The 26,115-nt window shown below is 41.2% G+C and carries 17 protein-coding genes; 8 read left to right on the top strand and 9 right to left on the bottom strand.

The features are described from left to right. Positions 1 to 22 precede the first annotated feature (22 nt). From mreC to tldD, 7 genes are all read left to right on the top strand, one after another. On the top strand, positions 23 to 883 hold the full coding sequence (mreC, locus tag AAC000_RS05360) for a rod shape-determining protein MreC (RefSeq protein WP_339720758.1): 861 nt from the start codon (positions 23 to 25) through the stop codon (positions 881 to 883). After that, a complete protein-coding gene (mreD, locus tag AAC000_RS05355) occupies positions 880 to 1,356 on the top strand; it encodes a rod shape-determining protein MreD (RefSeq protein ID WP_339720757.1) in 477 nt (158 codons plus the stop codon). Before mreC ends, mreD begins: the two co-directional genes overlap by 4 nt. Before the next feature lie 2 nt (positions 1,357 to 1,358). Next, positions 1,359 to 1,928, top strand: a complete 570-nt coding sequence (locus AAC000_RS05350) for a Maf family protein (RefSeq protein WP_339720915.1) — start codon at positions 1,359 to 1,361, stop codon at positions 1,926 to 1,928. Beyond that, entirely contained in the window at positions 1,918 to 3,381 is a 1,464-nt protein-coding gene (gene rng / locus AAC000_RS05345) for a ribonuclease G (protein ID WP_339720755.1), read from the top strand. Before AAC000_RS05350 ends, rng begins: the two co-directional genes overlap by 11 nt. 63 nt (positions 3,382 to 3,444) lie before the next feature. Continuing rightward, positions 3,445 to 7,359, top strand: coding sequence for a YhdP family protein (locus AAC000_RS05340; protein WP_339720753.1), 3,915 nt, complete (start codon positions 3,445 to 3,447; stop codon positions 7,357 to 7,359). A 28-nt stretch (positions 7,360 to 7,387) separates the two neighbouring features. Next, on the top strand, positions 7,388 to 8,191 hold the full coding sequence (locus AAC000_RS05335) for a carbon-nitrogen hydrolase family protein (protein ID WP_339720914.1): 804 nt from the start codon (positions 7,388 to 7,390) through the stop codon (positions 8,189 to 8,191). Beyond that, positions 8,184 to 9,626 (top strand): metalloprotease TldD, encoded by a 1,443-nt coding sequence (gene tldD / locus AAC000_RS05330; RefSeq protein ID WP_339720751.1) that lies wholly within the window; start codon positions 8,184 to 8,186, stop codon positions 9,624 to 9,626. Before AAC000_RS05335 ends, tldD begins: the two co-directional genes overlap by 8 nt. Positions 9,627 to 9,648: 22 nt before the next feature. Here the strand turns inward: tldD and AAC000_RS05325 are convergent, their stop codons facing one another. Both AAC000_RS05325 and yjgA read right to left on the bottom strand, forming a co-directional pair. Then, positions 9,649 to 12,090, bottom strand: a complete 2,442-nt coding sequence (locus AAC000_RS05325) for an Ig-like domain-containing protein (RefSeq protein ID WP_339720750.1) — start codon at positions 12,088 to 12,090, stop codon at positions 9,649 to 9,651. Positions 12,091 to 12,095: 5 nt separating this feature from the next. Then, positions 12,096 to 12,635, bottom strand: a complete 540-nt coding sequence (yjgA, locus tag AAC000_RS05320; RefSeq protein WP_339720748.1) for a ribosome biogenesis factor YjgA — start codon at positions 12,633 to 12,635, stop codon at positions 12,096 to 12,098. 85 nt (positions 12,636 to 12,720) lie between these two features. Between yjgA and pmbA the strand changes: the two genes are divergently transcribed. Then, positions 12,721 to 14,046 carry a metalloprotease PmbA gene (gene pmbA, locus AAC000_RS05315; RefSeq protein WP_339720746.1) on the top strand — a complete coding sequence of 442 codons (1,326 nt, stop codon included), beginning with the start codon at positions 12,721 to 12,723 and terminating at the stop codon, positions 14,044 to 14,046. Positions 14,047 to 14,088: 42 nt separating this feature from the next. On the opposite strand, the gene AAC000_RS05310 is transcribed toward pmbA, so the two are convergent. The 7 genes from AAC000_RS05310 to AAC000_RS05280 all read right to left on the bottom strand — a co-directional run bounded on the left by AAC000_RS05310 (position 14,089) and on the right by AAC000_RS05280 (position 25,658). Then, a complete protein-coding gene (locus AAC000_RS05310) occupies positions 14,089 to 16,011 on the bottom strand; it encodes an EAL domain-containing protein (RefSeq protein WP_339720745.1) in 1,923 nt (640 codons plus the stop codon). A gap of 4 nt (positions 16,012 to 16,015) precedes the next feature. After that, a complete protein-coding gene (locus tag AAC000_RS05305; RefSeq protein WP_339720744.1) occupies positions 16,016 to 16,726 on the bottom strand; it encodes a transglutaminase-like cysteine peptidase in 711 nt (236 codons plus the stop codon). Between the two features lie 15 nt (positions 16,727 to 16,741). Continuing rightward, positions 16,742 to 17,398, bottom strand: a complete 657-nt coding sequence (locus AAC000_RS05300; protein WP_339720743.1) for an OmpA family protein — start codon at positions 17,396 to 17,398, stop codon at positions 16,742 to 16,744. Next, positions 17,388 to 18,758: a TolC family outer membrane protein gene (locus tag AAC000_RS05295; protein WP_339720741.1), complete on the bottom strand. Its 1,371-nt coding sequence runs from the start codon at positions 18,756 to 18,758 to the stop codon at positions 17,388 to 17,390. Before AAC000_RS05295 ends, AAC000_RS05300 begins: the two co-directional genes overlap by 11 nt. 64 nt (positions 18,759 to 18,822) lie before the next feature. Beyond that, positions 18,823 to 20,196 carry an HlyD family type I secretion periplasmic adaptor subunit gene (locus AAC000_RS05290; RefSeq protein WP_339720740.1) on the bottom strand — a complete coding sequence of 458 codons (1,374 nt, stop codon included), beginning with the start codon at positions 20,194 to 20,196 and terminating at the stop codon, positions 18,823 to 18,825. Next, positions 20,193 to 22,367, bottom strand: coding sequence for a type I secretion system permease/ATPase (locus tag AAC000_RS05285; protein ID WP_339720738.1), 2,175 nt, complete (start codon positions 22,365 to 22,367; stop codon positions 20,193 to 20,195). The genes AAC000_RS05290 and AAC000_RS05285 overlap by 4 nt, the downstream gene beginning before the upstream one ends. Positions 22,368 to 22,463: 96 nt before the next feature. Beyond that, positions 22,464 to 25,658: an Ig-like domain-containing protein gene (locus tag AAC000_RS05280; protein ID WP_339720736.1), complete on the bottom strand. Its 3,195-nt coding sequence runs from the start codon at positions 25,656 to 25,658 to the stop codon at positions 22,464 to 22,466. Between the last annotated feature and the right edge of the window lie 457 nt (positions 25,659 to 26,115).

The raw sequence follows: 26,115 nt of genomic DNA, 5'->3' as shown, positions 1-26,115 counted from the left end.
TGTCGCCTTTTGGCAGGCAATAATGAATTTAATGTTTTCAAGTGGCCCCTCCCTGCCTAATAGGTTAGCTCTGGCTCTAGTACTTTCAGTGTCTCTCATTATCTTTGATCACAAATTTGATGGTTTCGGCACCACCAGAGTGTATCTCAATTCACTTGTTAGCCCATTGCAATATTTAGCCAATTTACCCGGTCAATTACTTAACGCTAGTGCAAGTCGATTTGTTTCCCACGAGCGCTTATTTAATGACAATGCAAAGTTAATTCATGATGCCATGCTAATGAACGGCCAACTACAACGATTAACTTTTTTACGAGAAGAAAATGACCGTTTACGTAGCCTGTTAAATTCCCCAGTACAAGACAATACCCGTAAAGTTGTTGCAGAGCTTATGGCGGTAGACAACAACCCCTATAGTCATCAGATAGTGATTAATAAAGGTGCCATTAATGGAGTATTTGAAGGGCAACCCGTTTTAGATGATAAAGGTATTGTAGGGCAAATCATGCAAGTCAGTTCAACCAATAGCCGCGTGTTACTTATAGCAGATGTCACTCATGCCATTCCGGTTAGGGTGGCCCGCAATAATGTACGTTTAATCGTTTCGGGTTCTGGTAGTTTGGATGAAGTATTGATCCAGCATGTTGCCCATAGTAGTGACTTAAAGGTAGGCGACCTCTTGTTATCTTCAGGCTTAGGCAATGTGTATCCAGAAGGGTATCCAGTAGCCACTATTACCTCCATTATTCGAGATGAGAGTAGACCCTTTTCACAAATTAAAGCAAAACCAGTTGCACAGCTTGATCGCTTAAAATACCTATTGTTACTGTGGTCAGAACGCTCTCCAGAAGAAGAGTTAACGGACGAGGTAACAGTAAAATGAGCATCCGCCATTATGCGATTGCGCTGAGCATTGTTATTGCCTTGGTATTACAGATTATGCCCATGCCGGCTATGGCTGACTTATACCGCCCAGATTGGGTATTATTAGTATTGAGTTATTGGGCACTGGCGCTCCCCAACAGAGTCAATGTGGGGGTGGCTTTTTTTACAGGGCTAATTCTCGATATATTGCTTGGCACCAGTATGGGTGTCCATAGTTTCGCTATGTGTTTATGCATATATGTATTAGCTGCCAATTATAAACGCTTACGAAATTATTCCGTTTGGCAACAATCGATCATCATTGGCATTATGGCCTCCCTATACAACTTAGTGATTTTTTGGCTACAACATTTAATCACTGACATTTACTTCTTGTTTGATTATCTATGGCCCGTTGCCAGTTCAATGGTGATATGGCCTTGGTTATTCTGGTTACTGCGTAAAATTCGTCGCCAACTGCGCCTACATTAATGATGCTACTTCTCGCTTCACAGTCTCCACGCAGAGCTGAACTACTTAAACAAATAGGCATTCCATTCAGTCAATATCCAGTGGATATTAACGAAACCGTACTATCTCATGAAACCCCAGATCAATACGTGCGAAGAATGGCTCAAGAAAAATCTAATTTAGGCTTTAAAAGAGCGGGAGCCAAAAAGTTAGTATTAGGCGCAGACACTATAGTCGTAGCCCAAGGCAATATTTTAGGTAAACCAATAGACAAAACTGACGCTTTGCGGATGTTGAACATATTGTCCGATAACACCCACCAAGTGTTCACCGCAGTAACTATAACAAGCGCTAAACAACAAAAAACCCTAGTAGTTGAAACTCAAGTCTGTTTTGGCCCTCTAACTACACAACAAATGTTAGGGTATTGGCAAAGTGGTGAACCACAAGATAAAGCTGGAAGCTACGGAATACAGGGGTTAGGAGGGCAATTTGTGAAATATATTAACGGAAGTTATAGCTCGGTTGTGGGGCTACCCTTATACCAAACAAGATTATTATTGACTGAATTTGGGATTTTAAATGAGTGCTGAGCTATTAATTAATGTTACCCCCTCTGAGTCTCGTGTCGCTTTGATTGAAAATGGAATTTTGCAAGAAATTCACATAGAAAGACATACTAAGCGTGGTTTGGTTGGCAATATTTATCGAGGAAAAGTCAGTAGAGTATTACCTGGTATGCAAGCGGCATTTGTAGACATTGGCTTAGATAAAGCAGCATTTTTACATGCCTCTGACATTGCCATACATAGTGAAGTGGAAGAAGAAGTGTCACCCAGCCATATCGAAAAACGAGATATTCGTGAGCTTGTGAGAGACGGACAAAACATTGTTGTTCAAGTTGTTAAGGATCAAATTGGCACTAAGGGCGCAAGGCTTACCACTGATATTACTATCCCATCACGTTATTTGGTTTTTATGCCAAGTGTTGAACACGTCGGTGTGTCCCAACGTATTGAAGATGAAGCAGAAAGAGAGCGTCTAAAAGCCTTAGTGCAAAGTTTTTGCAGTGAAGATGGTGGTTTTATATTGCGTACTGCTGCCGAAGGGGTAAAAGAACAAGAGCTCACTCAAGATGCCGATTTCCTAAAACGTTTGTGGCAGAAAATTCGCTCGCGAATGAAAAATAAATCCCATATTTTGTATGAAGACTTACCGTTAGCTCGTCGAGTGCTCAGAGACTTTGTAGGCACAAAGTTAGACCGTATTAGAATTGATTCAAAGTTGTCGCTACAAGAATTACAACAATTTACCAAAGAGTATGTGCCAGAATTACATAAACTATTGGAATATTATCCCGGTGAAAGACCCATTTTTGATCTGTACGATGTTGAAAATGAATGCCAGCGCTCATTAGAAAGGCGGGTGGATTTAAAATCTGGTGGTTATTTGATCATCGACCAAACTGAAGCCATGACCACAATTGACATTAATACTGGCGCGTTTGTGGGTCATCGTAATTTGGAAGAAACCATTTTCAATACTAATATTGAGGCCACTCAAGCAATTGCACGACAACTTAGACTACGTAACTTAGGCGGCATGATCCTTATCGATTTTATCGATATGACAGTAGAAGATCACAAAAGAAGAGTGATGCACAGCCTTGAATTAGCCACCAGTAAAGATAGAGCAAAAATCAATATTCACGGTTTTACTGTGTTAGGTTTGATTGAAATGACCCGCAAAAGAACCCGCGAAAGTCTAGAACATATTTTATGTGGCGAATGCCCAGTTTGCAAAGGCCGCGGCTCTATAAAAACTGTAGAAACAGTGTGCTTTGAAATTATGCGTGAAATTGTAAGAGTGAATCGAGCATACGATGCAGATAAATTTGTGGTTTATGCATCACAGAAGGTGGCCGACGCATTGTTAGGGGAAGAATCACACATGTTGGCTGAGCTTGAAGTGTTCGTCACCAAACAAATTAAGGTTCATACTGAGCTTTTATACAATCAAGACAAATTTGATGTTGTTATGATGTAAGCAGATTAAAAACGTGAAAACCAATACCATTCGATACCATCATGATGTGAGCAGATTATAATCGTGAATACCAAAACCAAGGGGGCGTCATTTTATGTCGCCTATCTGATCAAAAAACTCTGGGCATTAGCAGCCTTGAGCTTGGTTGTGGTTGCGGTTACGCTCAGTGTAGCGCGTTATTCTTTGCCCTATATGAATGAACAAAAAAACTATTTAGAACTATGGTTATCTGGTCAAGTTGGGGCACAAATTAAAATTGGCGAAATTACCGCAAGATGGCAAGGTATTGGACCCGCGATAGTACTGCGTGATATCCAGTTAATTCAAAATGAACAATCACCACTTAATCTTACAATTGCAGAAACGTCCATTGAAATTGATTTTTGGCAATCCGTTTTAGCTTGGCAAATCCAATCTAATAAGTTTGACTTGCGAGAAATGGAATTGACTATTGATGTGGCCTCTATTAATCAGAAAAAAAATACCTATCCCATAGTCGATGCCTTAGAAAAACTATTTCTACAGCAGCTTCAGCTGTTTTCTATCAGTCAAAGTAAAATAATTATTAATACGACAAATGAGCAACAGCAAGTGGTGCTCATTGACCAAGTGTCATGGGTGAATAAAGACGAACACCATCAAGGTGTCGGACAAATGCAAGTAGAAGAAATTGCCAAAAATTCCTCATCATTTATTCTCGATTTATATGGTAACCAAGAAACACTTTACGGCACCTTTTTCGCCAAAGGTGAAGAAGTGGATTTATCCCCCTGGATTGAACAATGGATCCCAAGCGAACACAACTTAGTTGAGAGTCGTGGCAGTTTTGTTATGTGGGCGACCATAAAAGATAAATCACTCCAGTCAGTGCAACTTGATTTGTCTAATAGCCGCTTCGACTGGCAAAACCCAGAAAAAGATAGCGCAGAAAATAACGTTAGGTTAGCTGTACTAGGCGGCCAGATTAATGCCAGCCCGGTCAATAATGAATGGCTATTTAATCTCAATAATTTGACCATGCAAATAAACGATAATGTACTGGTATCAAACTGGTTAGGTAAAATAGACCAAACCGGTGCTTTGTCGTTACAACATAAGCAACCACTGCAATTGGCGGCTGTATTACCCATGTTAGCCTTAGCATTGGAGCCTAATCAAACAGCAGCAATTGAATCACTGCAACCTCAAGCAATATTAAATTCATTAGACATTCATCGCTCGTTAGGCGGTGACATGGCAGTTAAAGCCGCAATCACTGACTTAACATGGCAACAAACAAGCTTTGTTCCCGGCATGGCCGGTTTAGCGAGCGATTTAAACTGGTTCAATGGTAACGGACATTTGCATCTAAAAAGTAAATCAGGACAACTGACCATAGACAAGTTGTTACCAGACAATATTGAATACCAGCGTTTTTATGCTGATTTATTTATTCAGACTACTGAAAACAGCATCAATATTATGTCTGATAACGCCCTATTTAAAAGTGATCTGATTAGTTTTAGCCCTAACGTTTTCTATAGTAGCAACGATAAACATTTAGCTTTATCAACAACTATTGAAGCGATTGATGTACTGCAGTTACCGCAACTTTATCCAACAAAACTAATGGGGGTAGACACTAAAAACTACCTAATTGACGCGCTGCAGCAAGGCCAGATAGAAAACGCCCAATTATTATGGCATGGCCAAGTCAACCACTTTCCTTTCGAACAAGGCCAAGGCATTTTTCAAGCACAAGTTAAAGTGAATAATGGGAAATTAAAATTTGCTCGGCAATGGCCCGCACTGAGCAATTTTGATGTCAATTTACTTTTCGAAAATAAAAGTTTGACCATGACCAGTCAAAAAGGCCGATTATTAGATGTTAATCTCACCGACTTGTCTGCAAAAATTCCGCAACTAGATGCAAACGCAGAATTGATTATAGATGCCGATGCCCAAGCCAAGGGGCAGCAAGTGACTGATTTAATGCTGCAAAGTAATCTAGCAGATACTCTCGGAAAAACCTTACAACAAGTCCAGGTGAATGGCGCGTTAAAAACCCAATTAAATTTAATGATCCCACTGTCTGGTGATGAGTTAGTTGCCAAGGGAAAAGTGTTTTTAACTGAAAATAAAGTCGAACTACCTAGCCTAAATATTGTTTTACAACAAGCCAATGGCACAGTGAGTTTTGTCAATAACAAAATAAACACTAGCGATCTTAGGGCGCAATTATTACAGCAACCAATCAAACTCAAATTGACCGGAGCCCAAGAGGACCAAGGTTACCAAACAAATATTAATATAAAGGGGGATTGGCAGGTTACGCCTTTACTGGAATCTTTCTCTCCTGGCTTGGCAAAATATCTATCAGGCAACAGTGGCTGGACTGCTGATATCGCTCTGACTCTGCCAACCCAAGGTTATGAATATTCTGCACAAATATCCAGCGACCTCACGCAAGTTAGCTCTAATCTGCCTGCACCATTTGCTAAGACCTTAAAACAGTCATTGCCTCTACTAGTGACTAGCCAAGGTAATGAACAAGCCTCGTCTATAAAAGTGACTTTAGGGCAGGACGTAGAGTTTAACGGTAATTTACCCCATAAAGATATGCAGTTCTCCCGAGCACATTTAGCCATTGGTCAATCAGATTTAATGGGCATGGGCTTGGGCTTTAGTATTTCTGCAAATATGCAAGAGTTAGATGCCACTCCTTGGTATAACGTCATTAACTCCCTTATCAATGATCTACCTGACAACAATAATCCCCCCTTATTAGAGGCACCAAAACGTATTTTTATTAATGCCGATAGCGCGCTCATCGCGTCACAGCGATTTACTGGGTTAGAGATGGTGGCAAAAAATACCAGTGATAGTTGGCTTTTTGATGTCAATGCCAAAGAAACTCGAATGGAAATGACACTCTATAAAGATTGGCTGAATAAAGGTGTTGATATTAAGGCAGATTTTATTGAATTGACAAAATGGCAGAGCAGTCAATCGATTAACGACGCAGATCAAACTGATACTCCTATGCAATTTGTTGCCAAGATTGATACTTTACCACCCGTAAGCTTTTCTTGTTCTCGTTGCCGCCTCATGGAAAACGATCTAGGAAAAATTGATTTTAATCTGTCCCGCTCTGCTACAGGTATGAAAATAGACCAAGTACGTTTAAATAATGACCATGGCTTATTTTATGGCTCTGGAGATTGGTTTTTAAATAACGGGCAAAGCAGTACACGTTTAATTGGGGAGTTTAGTAGCTCGGATTTTGGCGCTTTCCTCAAAGGTTTTAATTTGGACTCAGGGATCAAGGATTCAAAAACTAACTCCAAATTCGACTTAAGTTGGAAACAAGCACCATACGAATTTAACTTCGACACCCTAAACGGGCAAATAGAATGGCGCTTAAGCGATGGTTATTTAACTGAAGTAAGTGACCAAGGTTCACGAATATTTAGCCTGCTTAGTCTTGATTCCTTGGTCCGTAAACTGCAACTTGATTTTAGAGACATATTCGCCAAAGGATTTTTCTACGATAAAATTACTGGCAGTTTTCAGCTAGAAAATGGTATCGCTTATACTCAGGATACCTTAGTTGATGGTGGGGCAGGTGAGATCTCTATGCATGGTTACACTGACTTAAACGCCCAGCAGCTTAATTACCAAATCGGGTTCACCCCAAATGTGACATCTAGCTTACCAGTGATAGTCGCATGGATGATCAACCCCGCTACAGCGCTAGCAGCACTGGCGCTGGATCAAATGCTGACATCTGCCAAAGTCATTTCTAATATCAAGTTTTCATTAACGGGGAATTTGGATGATCCACAACTCACTGAATTAGGCCGAGATAGTAAAGAAGTGTCCTTGCCAGCAAGAATACAGCCAGAGCTTGAACCAAAAACACCGAACCAATCTATCAATCTTCAATTAGACACACAGGTTAACAACCAAAAACCTGTTGAGGGAACAAAAAGTGGTTAATGTCCGCCCAAATATAGTCGCCATCCAAATGACATCGTCACCGATAGTGGCAGATAACCTTGCATTTGTTGAGCAACATCTACAATTATTGCCGCCACAAAGACCCTGTTTAGTGGTCTTGCCAGAATGTTTTGCTTGTTTTGGAGGGGGTGATCAATTGATGTTAGATATTGCTGAAGACTTAGATCATGGACCGATACAACATAAGCTTAAAGAATTCGCTAAACAGTATGATGTATGGATAGTTGCAGGCAGTTTGCCAGTATTATGTGCAGCAACGAATAAATTTACAGCTTCTAGTTTACTTATTAGTGATCAGGGAGAGATAGTCGAAGAGTATCAAAAAACACACCTCTTCGATGTACAAGTGGCTGATAATACTGGCACCTATTTAGAATCTCGCTTTACCCAGTCAGGTAATAAACTTATCGTTACTGATACGCCTTTTGGGATTCTTGGTTTAGCCATTTGTTACGATATACGCTTTGCGGGTATGTTTGCAGCTATGAATCAAATTGCACAACTCGACGTTTTAGCGTTGCCTGCCGCGTTCACTCAACAAACCGGACAAGCTCACTGGGATGCATTACTGCGGGCACGTGCTATTGAAAATCAATGTTATATTGTTGCCGCAAATCAAACTGGCAAACATAGGAATAAACGACAAACTTTTGGACACTCCTGTATCATCTCACCTTGGGGTGAAAAACTCGTTGAGTTACCCCATGATACCGGCATGATCCATGCTCAAATTGATCACCAATTACTCGCTGAAATCCGCACTAAAATGCCAGTATCTCAGCACAACAAATTCAGGAGTCACCTTGTCTAATTTGGTAGAAGAGAACTTACTAGATGCATCAAATCTAACCCGTGCCACATTAGAAACTGCGCTAGATACCATATATCAACATGATAATGATTTTGCTGATTTATATTTTCAGTCCAGTCAACATGAAACCTGGGTGCTGGAAGACGGCATCATAAAGGAAGGTAGCTACAACATAGAACGTGGCGTGGGAGTGCGTGCAGTAAGCGGTGAAAAAACCGGTTTTGCCTACTCTGATGATATTTCCCCAGAAGCATTACTAAAAGCGGCAAAAGCCTCAAGAAGTATTGCAAGTACGGGTGGTAAACATAAAGTCACTTCGCTCAAACAAAGCCGCCCAACTAGTCGCTACCATGACGAAAATCCACTTTTAGGCATGCAAGAACAAGAAAAAATTGCCCTATTGCGAGCCGCAGATGAATACATACGTAAACAAGAAAGTGCCCTTAGCCAAGTGGTTATTAGTATCAGTGGTGTGTATGAAGAAATTTTGATCGCAGCGACTGACGGCACATTTTGCACCGATATTCGACCACTTATCCGTTTTAATTGTTCAGTATTGATGGACAAAGATGGCCGCCGTGAAAGAGGTAGTTCTGGTGCCGGTGGACGTTTTGCCTATGATTATTTTCTCACTGATGATGGCGGCCGCCCTCGCTACCAACAAATAGCCGATGAAGCCATTCATATGGCCAGAGTGAATATGCAGGCAGTACCTGCCCCCGCAGGTCAAATGCCAGTTGTATTGGGTAGTGGTTGGCCAGGCGTATTGTTACATGAAGCGGTAGGCCATGGTTTAGAAGGAGACTTTAACCGTAAAGGCGCCTCTACATTTAGTGGTCGTATCGGCGAACAAGTTGCTGCTAAAGGCTGTACAGTAGTGGATGATGGCACATTAGCCAATAGACGAGGCTCACTCAGTGTTGATGATGAAGGTACTCCCACTCAATACAATGTGTTAATTGAAGACGGTATCCTAAAAGGCTATATGCAAGACAAACTCAATGCTCGTTTAATGGGCGTTGCTCCCACTGGCAATGGCCGACGTGAATCCTATGCGCATTTACCTATGCCACGGATGACCAATACTTATATGTTGGGCGGAGAATCTTCACCAGAAGAAATCATTGCATCTATAGACAAAGGGATTTATGCGCCTAACTTTGGCGGTGGTCAGGTTGATATCACCTCAGGTAAATTTGTATTTTCCACATCGGAAGCCTACCTAATCGAAAAAGGAAAAATTACCACTCCTATCAAAGGTGCCACGTTAATTGGCAACGGCCCAGAAGCGATGCAAAAAATCTCTATGATAGGTAATGATTTAGCCCTTGATAAGGGCGTAGGCGTATGTGGCAAAGACGGGCAAAGTGTGCCCGTGGGTGTGGGTCAACCCACCCTAAAAGTAGATGAGTTAACTGTTGGCGGTACAGCTTGATACCAAGCCGTACCATTATTAATTAGTTAAGCGTCACCACAAAGGTTACCACTGAAACTATCCCACTTGGCGAAACCACCTCAGCATTAATGGTTGCGGTGGTCGCAAACCCACTGGTTTCACTAAGGTTATTGGTTAAAGTAAATTTAACGCTCGATGCACCATTTGCATTTGTTGATCTCATTACCGAACTAATTTGCCCTGCTAATAAGCCGGCGCTCGACGTAATGGTTATAGTCGAATTACTTGCTATTGGTTGGACAGCAGTATCTGAGAATTTCAAAGTCAAATTGATAACGTCACCACGCTCAAGTGCCAAGGAAGGCTCTGAAGCCGATTGATGGTTACTGAAAATTACCGAGTTTCCTTGATTCAAGATATCTAAAAAGGCCGCTGAGCTTGCTGACACTAGTTCCAAGGAACGACGCACATGTAGCGTATTCGTATTAGAGCTGCTGTCACCACATGCACTAGCAGAATTACACTGAGGCCCATTAAAGAGGCCATCAGGGCCATCGAATTGACCGTTACTGTTATAGTCTAAAAATATTTCAGATGAGTCTTTAATATTATTGGCATTATCATCTCGCCATGCTTCGCTATGATCTACAAAGCCAGTTTGTCCGAATTGACTGGTGCTAAAACCACTGTCGGTATTATCTATAATCGCGGAACCATCAGAGTCATCATAACTATTATTACCATTAGCATCGAACAAAGTTTCATGGCCAATGGCAGTTGCTAAAATGGTGATTCTATGGTCTGTCGGTCGAGGGTCGGCACTTGTCCAAATAACACTACAGGTGCCACTTGTTGTGATGCAACTAGGCTCAATAAAACCACCTTCAGTCGTAAAACTTACGGATGTACCATCGGGTACTGGATTATTAAAGGTATCCGCTAAACGTGCGACGACATTAACCGTTTGACCACTGATGTTGTCTGCCTCTGGGTTGAGGTTATCTGCTGAAAGAGTAAAACTGTTTTGGTCGGGTAAACCGGTATTGACTGCTAGTAAGTCCGATTGAGTCAAAATAGTAGTGCCAGAATCACTGAGCACTTCAGCAGTCACTCTCACAGAAGTCGGCACATTTCCTGAGGTTACTCTCGTACTGACCTGCCCCTGAGAATTGGTGATGCCTGTGGTAGGGGATAAACTCAATCCACCTGTTTGGGTATTCAACGAAAATGTTACATTTTTCTGCGCAAGTGGATTACCTAAGGCTCCATTCACCTGAAAAATCAGGGTAGAAATAGTTTGGCTATTTTGTCCGCCAGTTCCTTGCAATACAAGTTGAGTGGGCTCAGCCGAAACAAAGGTTATTGACCCTACGGATTCAGCAAGGATAGAAATCGAGCGGGTAATAGAGACGGTAGAATCATTCACAACAAGTGATGCAACTATCACATCCTCATTGCCGTCTCCACCTGCACAACTGAGGTCTTCATAGGTGGCAAAAGCCTCGCCATTAACAGTATTCACTTGTTCGTCGATATTAGCAAAACCATCTTCGGCACAACTAGAAGTGAAAGTAATGGGAGTTTGCGTCAAAATGCGTTGATCATTTTCGTCCACTATCGCCAATGAAACTCCCAATGTTGCGCCCGCACTAATTTCAACATTGCCGTTTGCGTCAGTAGCACTTATGCCTAAAGTATTTTCCACAAACACACCATCAGAATTAAAATGGCCCACCCTAATGATTTGCTCATTCACATTGTCTAATGCTTGTATCTCAAAATTAAGTGATGCCAATAATTCTTCGCCATTGACTAATGTTAAGGCAGACAAAGCCGCAGCGCCAATATCTCCGTCTTCTGGCGTTAGTGTGACTTGTGCCGTTCCAGAATTATCTGTTAGGGCATCAGTTGTATTGAGACTCCCCTTACCCGCTGTAAAAGTAACAATAAGGTTTTCTACTGGTTGTGCATTTTTATCCTTCACAACAGCTCGAAGTTGAACTTGTTCGTTCTCTTTAAAGCGGTTAACTGACACACCATTTTTGAGGATAGATAGGTCAATAGTTAAGTCAGACACCACAGTAATGTCAGCAGCCAAAAATTCGTAATTTTTTTGTGATGTGACCTCATCAAAACTTGCCTCCAAAGTCAAAGCACCCACATCACCTGTACTGCTTTCTATATAGATTTGTGCAATACCATTACTATCGGTAAGTTTGGTTTGCTCAGAAAGCTGCCCTAATCCCGTTGAAAAACTGACTATTTCACCGGATACAAGGTCTGAACCTTGCTTTAATGTTGCCTGTATACATAAAGTTTCACCGGCGATAAAACTGGGTTCTGACGTCTCACCACATTGTTCGTCAAGAATAGCTAACGTAATGGTATACGAATCTGCGGTTGTTCCTGAACCAAAAGGGTCGCTGCCATTTTCCCCTGACACACCGCCACAACTGCTTAATAAAAACACAGCAAAAAAAACAAAAAGAAAATTCATCCGCATAAATATCACCCGTTTATGGTTTGTTTTAAATATTGAAAAAGCTCACGAGATGCTTTGGGTGGCTTATTTTCAGCTTGTTGCTTATTCGCTTGACGCACATATTGACGCAGTTTTTGCCGATCCAGTATGGGATAATCAGCAATAATCGAATCAATTTTTTTATCACCCTGTAGCAAAATTTCGTCCCTCAGGATTTCAATTTCATGAAACGCATTATTGAGTTTTTTATGGGCCGACTTAATGTTACTTAACGCCTGCTCTATTGGGGCTATATCGGTATTGCGCATGATCTTGCCAATCAACTGTAATTGACGTCGATATCCTTCCTTTTTGCGCAGAATTTTCCTAGCAAGCATCACCGCATCCAGCAACTCTTCGTGCATAGGCACCTTGGCTAAGGAAGATTGACCAAGATGAACCAAAGACTCACCTAATTTTTGCATTGCAACCATTTGGGCTTTAATTTGAGTTTTACTGAGTTGTTCGTCTTCTTCACTTACGTCGAATTCAACTTCTATATCTTTGTTTTTTTTTGGGGCGACCATGACATTATCTTTAGTGATACACTAATGAAGATTGTAACCCTCAACGCAATAATAAACTACAGTGTAGCCAAATAATGAAGGCCTTATGCAACAACAATTAGCTGAAATACAGAGCATAGTAGAAGACGTTTTAAAATTAGCCAAGGACAAAGGCGCGACTCAAGCAGAAGCTAGCATGTCAAAAGTTGAAGGCATTGCGGTGTCTTCGCGCTTAAAAGAAGTGGAAACAGTTGAATTTACCAACGACGGTGGCTTAGGTATCACTGTATACCAAGGTAAGAAAAAAGGCAGCGCATCAACTGCAGATTTATCACCCCAAGCATTGGCTTTGACAGTAGAAAAAGCCATTGAAATAGCCAAACATACCAGTGACGATGACTGCTCAGGTTTAGCTGACAAAGAGCTCATGGCCTTTGATTATCCGGATTTAGACCTTTTTCATCCAGTTGAACTTGATACTGAATTCGCCATACAACAAGTAATTGCCGCTGAAACAAGTGCATTAAACGTAGACCCACGCATTACCAATTCAGATGGCGCATCTTACAACGCCAATCTAGGCACCAAAGTATATGGCAATAGCCATGGCTTGATCGCTGGTTATAACAGTAGCCGTTACAGCATGAGTTGCGTGGTCATTGGTGAGCAAAACGGTGATATGCAGCGTGATTATAGCTATACAGTTGGCCGTGAAGCTAATAAGTTAACTAGCCCAGTGCAAGTAGGTCGAGAAGCGGCACAGTTTACCTTGGACAGACTAGGTGCTAGGAAAATTAAAACCTGCAAGGTGCCAGTGTTGTTCGATCGAGAAATTGCCGCAGGTTTATTTGGTCACTTTATCAGTGCGATAAGTGGCGGAAGCTTATATCGAAAATCCTCTTTTTTGTTAGATAAATTGGGCCAACAAGTTTTACCGAGTTGGTTCAATATTGTAGAACGCCCACATATTTTGAGAGGGTTGGCCAGTTCCCCTTTTGATCATGAAGGCGTAAAAACCCAAGATATGGATGTAGTCAGCCAAGGGCTGCTCAACCATTATCTTCTCACTAGTTACTCAGCCCGCAAACTCAAAATGCAAACCACAGGTCATGCCGGTGGAATTCATAATTGGTTTATTCAACATAGCGGCGAATCCGATAAAGAAATGCTCAAGAAATTAGGCACAGGTTTATTTGTAACAGAGCTAATGGGTCAAGGTGTCAATATTGTTACCGGCGACTACTCTAGAGGTGCGGCGGGTTTTTGGGTTGAAAATGGTATTATTCAATACCCTGTTCATGAAGTGACCATAGCGGGTAACTTGGCCGACATGTTGCTGAATATAGTGGCAATTGGCGCTGAACAAGAGACCCGTGGCAGCGTGCAAACGGGTTCAGTATTGATGGAACAAATGCAGGTTGCAGGAGAATAGGCTTAATCCCTAGCGGCACTCAATAAGACAACTAATGTTGTCTTATTGAGAAATGTCCTCTGGGGCCGATATATAACCTTGATAACCATTCGCTCGCATAGAAGTAAATTGTTGTAATTGCTCTTTATTTTCAATACCGGTAATGATCACATCAATGTTTAATCCATTAGCGACATTAATTAACGCTCTACACATTTCATTGCCTTGATTTAGTTTTTCGTAGAACGCAAAAGACTGATCCAGTTTAATGTAGTGCGGTTGTAATTTTTGAAGGTAATCAAGTGAGCCCATTTGACGTCCACACTGATCGACACCAACTTTTGCTCCCGCTAAGCGTATTATTTCTGTGAGTTGTTTACACTGTTCAAAAGCGCTAATTAATGCCGATTCAGGCATTTCGAACAACATTTGGTCTGTGTGTTTTGACTGTTGCAGAAACTGAGTCAACCATTGGGCAAACTCAGGATCTTGTAAGCTATCATGAGTTAAGTTAATCGCCACGGGTTGCTTGGTCTGCGCCATTATTTTTTGTTGCTCAATAGTTTCTAACAAACATCTGTCAAGTTGAGCGCCTAAGGATAACAATTCAATAAAGGGCATAAACTCCGCGGCACTCACTATCTTATCGTCAATGCTTAATCGACAATATAGCTCCCGTTGAATAACCTCCTCAGAGTGCATATCACTTACAGATTGCCATTGAAACATAAACTGATTATTGTTTATTGCGCTTTCCAGCTTAGTACGCCATTGCTCTCTGCTATATTTTTGCGGTTGCTGTGCATCAATCCAATGGCTGACTTTGCCTTCCTTAAGAGCTTGTTGTAAGGCATTATCTGACTGAGACAACAAATCAGAAGGCTGCATGTTATCAATACGTTGGCTTACCCCCAAGGCAAACCTAGTGTTGGCATTACAACCGGCCTTGGAAATTTCCTGATTGATAATCCTGATCAGCGTTTGTAAATAACGTTCGATTTGGTGATGTTCTGCTTTAGTAAGCAAAAATGCGAACTCAGTATTGGCTATCCTAGCGATGACACCTTCAGCAATATCGGGTAATTCCGCCATCATCCTTTCAGAGAGCACCTTAATGATTTGATCTCGACCTTGATAACCGTATTTACTATGGATGTCTTCTAGCCAATCGAATTTAGCTAAAATAAGCCCTCCAAATCCCGGCTCATTTAACCAATTATTAATTTGCGCAGATAGGTACTGGCGATTAGGTAACTGTGAAACCTGATCAATCAGTTTATCTTCTTTGAGCGTAGTGACTTGTTGATCTAACGTAAGGAACACCTGCTTTAATTGACCAGACATTGAATTAATCGCAGTGACCACGTCCTTTAATTCTGTGGTTTGCGGTAAAGCGATATCCTCCCCAAAATTTCGCTGCCCGAGTTGCTTAGCCTGTAGTGCAATGTCGTGTAAGGGTTTTAAAATACGATTTAATCTAAACCTGAGCATAAATATGCTTATGATAAACAACAATGACAAAATCATGATTGTATCGTTCATGATCCTCCAAAGTTGCTGATAACCTAAAGCAGGGTGAGCCTCGACTTCAAGGGTAGCCAATTGCATCCAACCAGAAGTAATAACACTTTCCTTTTTTTGTACACCAAATACTTGCAAATTAATGAGCCATTGGGGAACACCTTCAATAACAACCGGATTTTCCCAGGTTTGTTGCTTGCCATCCGCTAACCACTTTAAGGTGACTTTACGATAGAATCCCCCTTCGAATATTACATTAATCAAAGTTTCCGCAGATACCATATCCCCCGTTTCTATATGGGGTTGTAACATTAATCCTAAGGAGGTCATGGTGTTATTAAGGTCAGACTGCATTTGCTGACGCATAAAGTCACGGGTTTGCGTAAACTGAAAATAAACTAAACTGATCATGACCAGTAAAAAAAGGCCAAATAGAAGTGAGTTTATTTGTCTAAATAGGGTCATTGCTTTAAAACTCCAATTTAATCTTGGGTTGTTTGAGTTTTGCCGTGTTTATCCGCTGGCGCAAATCTTGCCACCGCTTAAGACGCGAAGAGTTTCCACTCAAAACACTTTGACCTCTTTCTTTATTTAGCCATAACTGACTAGCGTTAAAGCTGAATACAGGAATAAGATCATTACGTTCATTAGCTGGTTTGATTACACCATCTATATTATCTAAAATTAGGGGGATAGAAGCCGGTGTGTCGTAGTATGCAAGCACCATATGATATTGATTAAGGTGCACGGCTTTGACCATAGTAATTCTCATTTTTTCATCGGCTACACCCAACTCCAGCAAAGTAAAATATTTTGCAATTGAATAGTCTTCGCAATCTCCCCCGTTTACACCGATAAACTCAACAGGAGTAGCCCAATAATTATTCACCCCCCATAATTTAATATCGTCAATAAAATGGAAGGTATTGAAAAAGCGATTCACTTTTTCTAGATTGTCATTTTCTAACGCATTTGTGTCTGGAACCATTAAATTGAGCCAAGCATTACCGCGTTTGGCAGCCCGTTCGCCGTAGCTTTGCTTTAAGGCTTCCACAATTTTGGGACCATCTAATGCTGTTATTTGATCGGCATAAAGCGCAGACAAAAAGGTCATACTTAGGAATAATATGTGAACTGGCTTTTTCAATAACGTCCTTGTTATAAAACTGCTGCTCCTCATATTACTCCCTAATTATCACTGGACTTGGTCAACCATATAGATAGTCCAAAGCATTTCATCCACAGTCACTGTTTTGCTTAACTCAGCGATAATACGCCTATTCGTTTCGTGTGCAGCGGCTGTATCTCTATTATCAGCCAGACGCTCAAAACCGTAACCAATGGAGGAAACTCGCTCAGGGGATATTTTAAAATCATTGACCAAAACCGATGCAACGGCTTTTGCTCGATTTTCGGATAACACTTGGTTATGGGCTGCACTCCCTACTTTACTGGTATGCCCCTCAATAAATACTTTCAGGTCCTGCTTTTCTGCGAGCATTTCTGCTATCTGCTGAATTTTCGGAATGGCTGTAGACGGCAACATATAAGAATCATGAGCAAATTTAATATCCACTTTAAGAGGAACGATATGACTGGTTTTTGCACCACAACCGTAGTTATCAATTATCGCACCCACTATAGTATTCGCACATTTATCCCGGGCTTCAATGACCCCATCCCGATCGTAATCATTTAAGTCTTGTAACTGTTTAACACTAGGCTCCAATTTAACTATGCTGTTGCCAGCACAACCTACAAGCAACCAAGCTCCACAAAGTAATAAAGATACTTTTTTTGCTGAAAAAACCTTAGAAACCGGTAAATTATCCAGATTTGGTTTAGTGCTCATAATCATGTTCTCCTTGCCATGCTGTGGAACGAGTGACCCGCAACGATTCCAGTAATTGTCCAGTTACATTCAACAATCTGTATCTGGCAATCAATTCGTCGAAATTGGCATCTAAATAATCTTTACGTGCCTGAAACAACTCATTTTCTGTATCTAACAAGTCGAGTAGGTTTCTTTGCCCCAAACTAAATTGTTGTTGATAGGCCTCTTGGGTTTCTTTTGAAGTAACTACATGTTGTTGAAGGTATTGTTTTTGTAATCCCAACATTTCATAGGCATTCCAGGCTAAGCGAAAACTCTCAGTGACCTCACGATGAGCACGGTAATTTATTTCTTGTGCTTCTGAAGTTTTATAGGCCGCTCCGCGCTCTAGAGCCACATCTTTGCCTCCTGAATAGAGGTTATAACGCATACGTACCATCACGCTTAAATCATTACGATGGCCACCAACATCTGCGCCGGTTCGATTAAAACCGTCTTCACCGGCGATGTCATTGTCGGCATTTGCAGCCACTTCAAGAGACAATTTGGGATAATAATTGGCTTTAACCGAACCACTATAGGCGCGCGCCGCTTGAATATCTTTTTGGGCAGATTTGATAATAGGGTGACGTTCTATTGCAAAGCGCAATCCACTGGCACTGTCGGTTGGTAACATATCAGCATCTGGTACCGGCATAACTAAATCATCTGGCATAATGTTAGTGACGCTAATAAATTCTGCGCGAGCATCTTCATGGTTATTACGGGCGGCAATTAAATTTGACTGGGCGCGAGCTAAACGACCCGTTACTTGAGACAGATCCGCTATGCTGCCCATTCCAGAATCAGTACGTTCCTTTATCTGACCATAAATTTCTTTATGCGAATCGACGTTTTTTTCGGATAAAGTGACTAATTGCTGGGTTTTTAAATAATTTAAATAGACCTGACTCACTGACAACGCCAAATCTTCAGCTGTACTGACTAAGGTCCACTGTTCAGCACTGGCTTCAAACTTGGTACGTTTAACTTCGTGACTAGTGAACATGCCATCAAACAGCATTTGCTGTATGCTGACACCAAACTCGCCTCTTCCAAGTTCGGTTTCACCATCATCAAACCCCAAATCCGATAAGCGGTTTCCGGGGGTATTAGTGTATTCGTATCCATATCCGGCAGTAATGTCGACTGTTGGTAAATACCCAGCTGAGGCGCGATTCACATCTTCTTCTTTTGATTTGAAACGAGCAAACGCCTGACGAATATCAGGGTGAGTATCCAATGAAAGGGCTACTGTTTGTTCTAAGCTTTGTGCATGTAGTCCTTTTGCGGACATTGCAAACAGGCACAACGAGCAGAGTGCTACTGTTATACGCATAGTGATTTACCTTTTGTCATAAAAAATTCCTTGTTTTTGTTCTATTAGTGAAATGACTTGTACGTTATCGTTCCCTAAGTGCGGCTTCATTAGCCCGCAATAGTGGATTTAATATATATTCTAAAATGGTACGTTTACCTGTTATCACGTCTACGTTTGTCATCATTCCCGGAATAATTGGCATCTCTTCTTGGTTTTTGTTTTTAATGCTTGAAGCGTCAGTACGGACACGAATCACATAAAAACTATTCCCCTCTTCATCTTGGGTGGTATCGGCACTAATATGTTCAACTGTACCAGTTAATCCCCCGTAACGGGTAAAATCATACGCAGTTATTTTAACTACTGCGGGTAATCCTGGGTAGATAAATCCAATATCTCTAGGTTTAATTTTAGCTTCCACCATTAACCTGTCTTCAGTAGGGACAATTTCCGCTATGGTTTGGCCTGGTTTTATCACTCCACCTAATGTATTGATATGTATAGTTTTCACTGTACCAACTACTGGCGATAGAATTAAGGCCTTAGTAACTTTGTCCTGTGCACTGACTTGAGATTCGTTAATGCGTGAGAGTTTATTTTGTAATTCATTCAGTTTTGCCCTTACTTCATTGCGGTAAGACAATACCGTTTCGCGGCGGTTTAATATTGCTTCTTGTAAAGCCGATTTTAATTGCGGGGTTAACAATCGCACACCGTCTAGCTCACCTTTAAGATCATTGACTATGCGTTCTAATTTATACAATTCAATTTTTGACACTATGCCTTTTTCAGCAAGAGGTGTTGTTAAGGCTAGTTCTTTTTTTGCCAAGTTTAAGCTGATCCCTAGCGTATTGATTTTAGATTCGAGCTCCGTTATTTCCTGCTCTTTTTGTTGAATTTGTTGACCTTGGATGGCTAACTGATTGATTAAATTATCTAATCTGCCAGAATATTCTTCTTGTTGTTCCCGCACCATAAATTCTGCATTGAGATTTAAGTCTTCAGGATAGACAGGGACTTTTTTAGTGATTTCAATTTGCAACCTCCAGTCGTCGCTATTTCCCACCAAGATACTGGAAATTTCGGCCCTTAAACGAATAATATTAGCCCGCAAACTGTCAACCTCTTGTTTTTGTTCCGCAAAATCTGAACGAAAACGGGTGTCATCAATTCTGGCTATAGGTTGATCTTTGGTTACTGGCATACCTTCTTGTACAAACCATTGTTGCAAAACGCCGCCATCTAAACTTTGTATAATTTGCACTTGGGAGGAGGGGATCACTTTGCCCATTCCAGAGGTCACCTGATCTAATGCAGAAAAGTAAGCCCAAACAATAAAACTAACTAATAAACCAGCCATAGACCAGATGATTAAACGATGCAAACTAGGCACTTCAGTTAACATTGCACCGTATACATCGTCGGCCATTTCCAAGTCTTTTTGGCTCACCTTCATAAGTTGGCCGCCGCTTTGTTTTTACCGTCTTTAAGTTTCTGCAAGACCTCGTCTTTAGGTCCGTCTATCACTAATCTACCTTTCTCTAAAACGATAATCCTATCCACTAAGGTCAATAATTCCATTTTGTGAGTAATTAATAATAAAGTTCGGTCTGTCGCAGTGGCACTAATAGATTTAATAAATTGTTGTTCGGCCCGAGCATCTAAGCTGGCTGTTGGTTCATCTAACAACAAAATTTGCGGTGCATTTAGAATCGCACGAGCCAGAGCAATCGACTGGCGCTGTCCGCGAGATAAGTTATTACCACTTTCACCTACTTGTTGATCAAGCCCCTGAGTTTCGTGATCGGTAAAGGCATTCACCCCTGATTGTTGTACCGCTCTAATAAGCTGATATTCAGTGACTTGTTTGGTACCAAATAAAATATTGTCACGAATAGTGCCATGAAATAAGATGATATCTTGAGGTAAATAACCAATATTTCGGCGTAGATCACTAGGGTGTATCTGCTGATGATTTAATCCATCAAAGCGAAGATTCCCAGAACTAGGTTGATACAAACCCAACAATAATTTTGCTAAGGTTGTTTTACCTGAACCATTGCGTCCAATTATGGCGATTTTTTCACCTGGCTTGATATCCAACGACATAGGATGCAAGGCTGCGTTTTTAGTATCAGGGTAGGTGAAACTGACATTTTCACCACTAATATTACCAGACAGTTTAGGGCGACTTGCGAGATGGGCTTTGTCTTCGAACTCTCCTTCTTGTTCCATTAAACTATCGAGCTGCCTTAAAGCACTAACGGTTTGATTTGAACGTGTCATTAAACCAGCAAGTTTGGCAACAGGTGAAATGGCACGCCCTGTTAACATCACCGCGGCTATTATCCCCCCCATAGAAATCAGATTATCTGCTACTCGATAAACCCCCAATACCACTACACCAATGACTGAAATCTGCACGATAAAACTTGCAAAGTTGATCACCGAATTAGTGATCATTTTAGATTTAAGTAACCAACTGGAAGTATGGCCGATCATCTGTTGCCAGGCATTTTGTACTACACCTTCAGCACCGTTGGCCTTAATTGATTCTAACGCGCCCAAACACTCAATTAAGTGGCCATGGCGTAGACTTGAAAACTTATTACTTTCTTCAATTGCTGCCCTTAACTTAGGTTGCGTCATAATGGTGTAACCAATAATGAGTACAGAAGCAACAATTGGAAATAAAACTAAATCACCTGCCACTAACCAGATACAAAACATAAATAACAATGCAAAGGGCAAGTCCACTAAAGCGGTAATGGTTGCCGAAGAGAAAAACTCTCTCACGTTGTCAAACTCAGTGATTTGTTTCGCCATGCCCCCAATACTTGGAGCACGTTTCTCCAATGGAATACCCACAACTTTTGCAAACAATTTGGAAGAAACTTCTATATCAACTTTTTTCCCTGCCACATCAATTAAATAACCTCTTAATTGTTTCAATATAAAGTCAAATATGTAAGCTACACCTGCGCCAATGGCCAAAATCCATAGAGACTCAAAGGCTAGATTGGGAACTACTTTATCGTAGATATTCATTACAAAAAGTGGTGAAACTAAAGCAAAAATATTCACCATAATAGATGCAATAATCACATCTCGATAAATTGGTGTTGCGCTTTTAACGTGTTGCCATAACCAATGTTTTTTCGAGTCATTGATATACACATCAAAATTTCTATCGCCACGATATTGCTGCTTGATAAGAAACAAATAACCAACAAAATTAGACTCTAGTTCTTCAATGGTAAGTTGTTCCTCGCCACCCGTTTCAGGCAAGGTAACTATAGCTTTATTTTCTTCTATATTGAGCTCTTGTAACACACAAGCTTGTTTGTCTTTGAGCATCAAAATGCAAGGCAGTAGCATTGAAGGTAATTCGTTTAACCCTTTCCTAACTAACTTTGCACTAAGGCCAGCTCGCGAAGCCGCTTGGGGTAAAAGTTCGGGGGTCAGGTGACTACCAGTAAGAGGAAGTCCAGCCGTTAACGCCTCGGCAGAACATGGATCGCCAAAGTGTTCGGTTAATAACACTAAACTGTCTAATAAAGGATCTGAAGTTAAACGCTGTGATGCGTTTATTGTCCATTGAGTAGATGGTTGCACCGAGGATTGCACTTAGTTTTAGATTCCTTAAAACAAAACACAGCAAACATAACACAATCAATTAAAATATGACTGTGTTATGCAAAATTGTACATTAAAAGAATCCTACTATAACAACTCCGCCGAGTCGAATTCAGCAATAGGTGCATTTGTAGCTGCAGCCTGATCACTTATTATGGTGCCGCCTCCCTCCAATAACCCATTAGTCACGGTTGCCGAAGAACTGAACTCTTGGTCGCTCTGCTCTTTCGACAATACCTTAGCGTCATCTAAAGGTGAATCTTTTAATGAACTGGTAAGCTCAATATTGACTTTAGAAGGGTTATCTTCTCCGATTGCTGCTAAATATGTCTCAAGACCGTCAGTGTTAGCTTCGGTTAATATATCGTCTAAACCGTCTAAGTCTGGTGAGAATTTAAAGGTAGATTTATCTGTATTTATTAAAGATTCTGAATCAAAATCAGTGTCTATTAAACCACTTGTTTCATCAAAAAATGCTGACATACCTTTAGCCAAGGTTGTGACTGGTGCAACAATTTCAATGGATAAATCGGCAGTAGAAGTTTCAGAGTTAAGTGAATCCCCGTCTTGGATTGTGTACGTAAATTCTAACTCAAGGTTGCCTTCACTATTTACAGGGATACCATCTGCAGTAATATCTGCTAACGTCAACCCGTCTTTTTCAACGAAGCTATACCCTCCGTTGATTTCCATAAATAAGCTACCAAACTCAGTTACAATTTCGATAGGGTTGCTAGACGTATTGCTCACATTTAATAGATACACTCCCCCCGAATATTCAACCTGCGTAACGGCCGGGGACCCAGAACCATCCGATCCAAAATCGTCTCGAACATCTGATGAGCTACCTCCCCTAGCTAAACCAGTAACATTCCCTGTGACAGTCCTAGGCTCACCTGCTGTAAATACAAACGAACTCGCATCATCATTAGCGGTAGGAGCATTCGTTTCAACTGCTATGGATACTGTGGCTGTATCAATATCAATGCCATCGCTAAGAGTATATTCAAAAGTCAACTCAGGTGAACCTCCGAGGAAACCTTTATTTTCATAGGTAAAGTCTCCATCGGCATTGATTTGCAATATACCATTGTCTCTAACACCATCGAATACCACACCGACTGTTGACGTAACGGCAGCAACTACTCCATCAATGATCGTAAAAGTCGCAAAACCAGTAGTAGGATTAATTGCTAATTCAACATTATCAATATGCGTAACACTTAACGCAGCACCATCACCACCGTCGGTGTCAATTAGACCATCGCCATCATTATTCGTAATGATATTACCGCTCACTGTTAGCCCTTCATCTACGCTAAATGTATCGTCCTCGGCAACAGGTGGTAAATTCAAATTAGCCACATTCACTGTCACCGTGGCGGTATCGGTGTCGCCGTCTGCATCGGTGATCGTATAAGTGAAGGTGTCTGCACCCACAAAGTTGTTCGCTGGCGTATAACTGAAGCTACCGTCTGGGTTCACGTTGACCGTGCCGCCATTGGTCGAGACCGCATCAAAGGCCGTCACTGTGGTCGGGTTATCACCTAAGTCATCGTTACCCAGTAACGTACCGGATAATTGGGTGTTTTCATCCATTCTAAAGTTGTCGTTTACCGCATCGGGCAGTAAATTCACGTTAGCGACATTGACCGTCACGGTGGCGGTGCTAGTGTCACCGTCGGCATCGGTTATGGTATAAGTGAAGGTATCTGAACCCACGAAATCTGTTACCGGTGTATAAGTAAAATTACCCTCAGCGTCAACGCTCACTGTGCCACCATTGGTTGATGTACCATCGAAACCTGTTACTGTTGTCGCTTCATCACCTAGATCATCGTTACCTAATAGACTGCCGTTTAGCGAAGTATTTTCATTTATGTCGAAGACGTCATCTACAGCTTCTGGCAGGTTATTATCGTTGGCGATGTTCACTGTCACAGTGGCAGTACTAGTGTCGCCATCTGCATCGGTAATGGTATAGGTAAAGGTATCTGTACCTACAAAATCCGCCACTGGGGTATAAGTGAAATTACCATCCGCGTCTACAGTTACCGCACCTCCATTTGTTGAGGTGCTATCAAATTCCGTGACTGTAGTTTCTTCGTCACCTAAATCATCATTACCTAAAAGAGTACCCGTTAATTGAGTGTTTTCTTCTATTTCAAAGGTATCATCAACGGCCTCTGGCAACTTATTAACGTTTGCAATGTTTAGGGTCACCGTTGCTGTACTCGTGTCGCCGTCGGCATCAGTAATGGTATAGGTAAAGCTATCTGAACCTACAAAATCTGTTACTGGGGTATAAGTAAAATTACCTTCGGCATCTACAGTTACCGTTCCACCATTTGCTGAAGTACTGTCAAAATCGGTTACCGTGGTATCTTCGTCGCCTAAATCATCATTTCCTAAAAGGCTACCAGTGAGTTGCGTATTTTCATCCATAGCAAACTCATCATCCACTGCTTCCGGTAACTGATTGACATTAGCGATGTTCACAGTCGCAGTTGCAGTACTGGTGTCTCCATCTGAATCAGTAATGGTATAGCTAAATGTATCGGTTCCTACAAAGTCTGCTACTGGCGTGTAAGTAAAGTTACCCGAGCCATCAACTGTTACTTCACCACCATTGCTAGAGGTACCATCAAATGCGGTCACTGTGGTTGCTTGGTCACCCAAATCATCATTACCTAAGAGAGTTCCCGTTAACTGGGTGTTTTCATCCATAGAAAAGGTATCATCAACTGCCTCTGGCAAAGCATTGGCGTTGTCGATTGGGTCAACTAATGTAGGGACTTCTGGGATACCAGCCGCATTGTCTAGTTCAGTGGTATCGTAACCAGCGCCGGCTAATAATTGATTGCCATCTCTAGCCAAGGTAACAAAACTTGTTCCTTCATTATCGTTTAAACCACCAGCTGCGGTATCTGGCACGTCAACCTCATCGCCGGACTCGATTAGTGCTTGAATTGCGTCGATGTCCGCCTGTGAATCAGTGGGAAAATTTTCTTCGGAAGTTTGTGATTGTGCTATTGCTGTTTCCGGGGCCGCCGCCATTGTTTGAGCATCGCTTGCCAATAATTCTCCAGACTCACCGGTTATTTTCTGTTCTGTGCCATCCGCAAATATCAGAGTGATTTCACTACCTAGAGCAAAGGTTAATACTGTGCCAGGCACTAGACTATCCCCTATTTGCAATACGGTATTTTGTGAGGTTCCACTCTGAACTAATCCTTTAACATCAACTATTTGAGAATCTTTTGAAATAGTGAAATTTTGCATAGATAACATTCCTAATAATTTACTTAAATCACATATTAAACCGAATAAGCCTTCCAACTGAACAGGGCTTCAACTTAATTCTAGTGCTACTTAGTAGTTCATCTTAGTATTTAAATTTATTAACACAGGTAATCAGGGTAACAAAATATCCTTACGATCATCAGTGCAGTTTTGACTAAATAAGCGTCAAAATCGTATGTAATATGATACGCAAGTATGAAAATTAACCGTTTTAATTACCTCATGTCATCAATAAACACTTAGAAATAATCAACGTTTAACTTAGCAACGAAATTTATTAAGATACTAAGATGAGGGAAACTAACAAAAACACCTTGAAGATCTTTAGTGCTATTTGGCTGTATAAGTCGATAATGAGGTATATCATCTTATACATATGAATGAATTTTCTGGGAAGTAGACTTGGACTATTTCAGTATAAAAATAGTCCAATCAA

The sequence above is a fragment of the uncultured Paraglaciecola sp. genome (assembly GCF_963977085.1).
Classification (GTDB): domain Bacteria; phylum Pseudomonadota; class Gammaproteobacteria; order Enterobacterales; family Alteromonadaceae; genus Paraglaciecola.
Note: the sequence above shows the minus strand (reverse complement) of the source record. Positions and strands in the feature narration are given on the sequence as shown.

Bases quoted from the DNA above. Each gene is read 5' to 3' on its own strand.
- AAC000_RS05325 (WP_339720750.1), bottom strand. From the start codon at position 12,090: ATGCGGATGAATTTTCTTTTTGTTTTTTTTGCTGTGTTTTTATTAAGC.
- AAC000_RS05310 (WP_339720745.1), bottom strand. From the start codon at position 16,011: ATGACCCTATTTAGACAAATAAACTCACTTCTATTTGGCCTTTTTTTA.
- rng (WP_339720755.1), top strand. From the start codon at position 1,918: ATGAGTGCTGAGCTATTAATTAATGTTACCCCCTCTGAGTCTCGTGTC.
- AAC000_RS05295 (WP_339720741.1), bottom strand. From the start codon at position 18,758: ATGCGTATAACAGTAGCACTCTGCTCGTTGTGCCTGTTTGCAATGTCC.
- pmbA (WP_339720746.1), top strand. From the start codon at position 12,721: ATGCAACAACAATTAGCTGAAATACAGAGCATAGTAGAAGACGTTTTA.
- AAC000_RS05280 (WP_339720736.1), bottom strand. From the start codon at position 25,658: ATGCAAAATTTCACTATTTCAAAAGATTCTCAAATAGTTGATGTTAAA.
- mreD (WP_339720757.1), top strand. From the start codon at position 880: ATGAGCATCCGCCATTATGCGATTGCGCTGAGCATTGTTATTGCCTTG.
- mreC (WP_339720758.1), top strand. From the start codon at position 23: ATGAATTTAATGTTTTCAAGTGGCCCCTCCCTGCCTAATAGGTTAGCT.
- AAC000_RS05290 (WP_339720740.1), bottom strand. From the start codon at position 20,196: ATGAAGGTGAGCCAAAAAGACTTGGAAATGGCCGACGATGTATACGGT.
- AAC000_RS05350 (WP_339720915.1), top strand. From the start codon at position 1,359: ATGCTACTTCTCGCTTCACAGTCTCCACGCAGAGCTGAACTACTTAAA.
- AAC000_RS05305 (WP_339720744.1), bottom strand. From the start codon at position 16,726: ATGAGGAGCAGCAGTTTTATAACAAGGACGTTATTGAAAAAGCCAGTT.
- yjgA (WP_339720748.1), bottom strand. From the start codon at position 12,635: ATGGTCGCCCCAAAAAAAAACAAAGATATAGAAGTTGAATTCGACGTA.
- AAC000_RS05300 (WP_339720743.1), bottom strand. From the start codon at position 17,398: ATGAGCACTAAACCAAATCTGGATAATTTACCGGTTTCTAAGGTTTTT.
- AAC000_RS05335 (WP_339720914.1), top strand. From the start codon at position 7,388: ATGACATCGTCACCGATAGTGGCAGATAACCTTGCATTTGTTGAGCAA.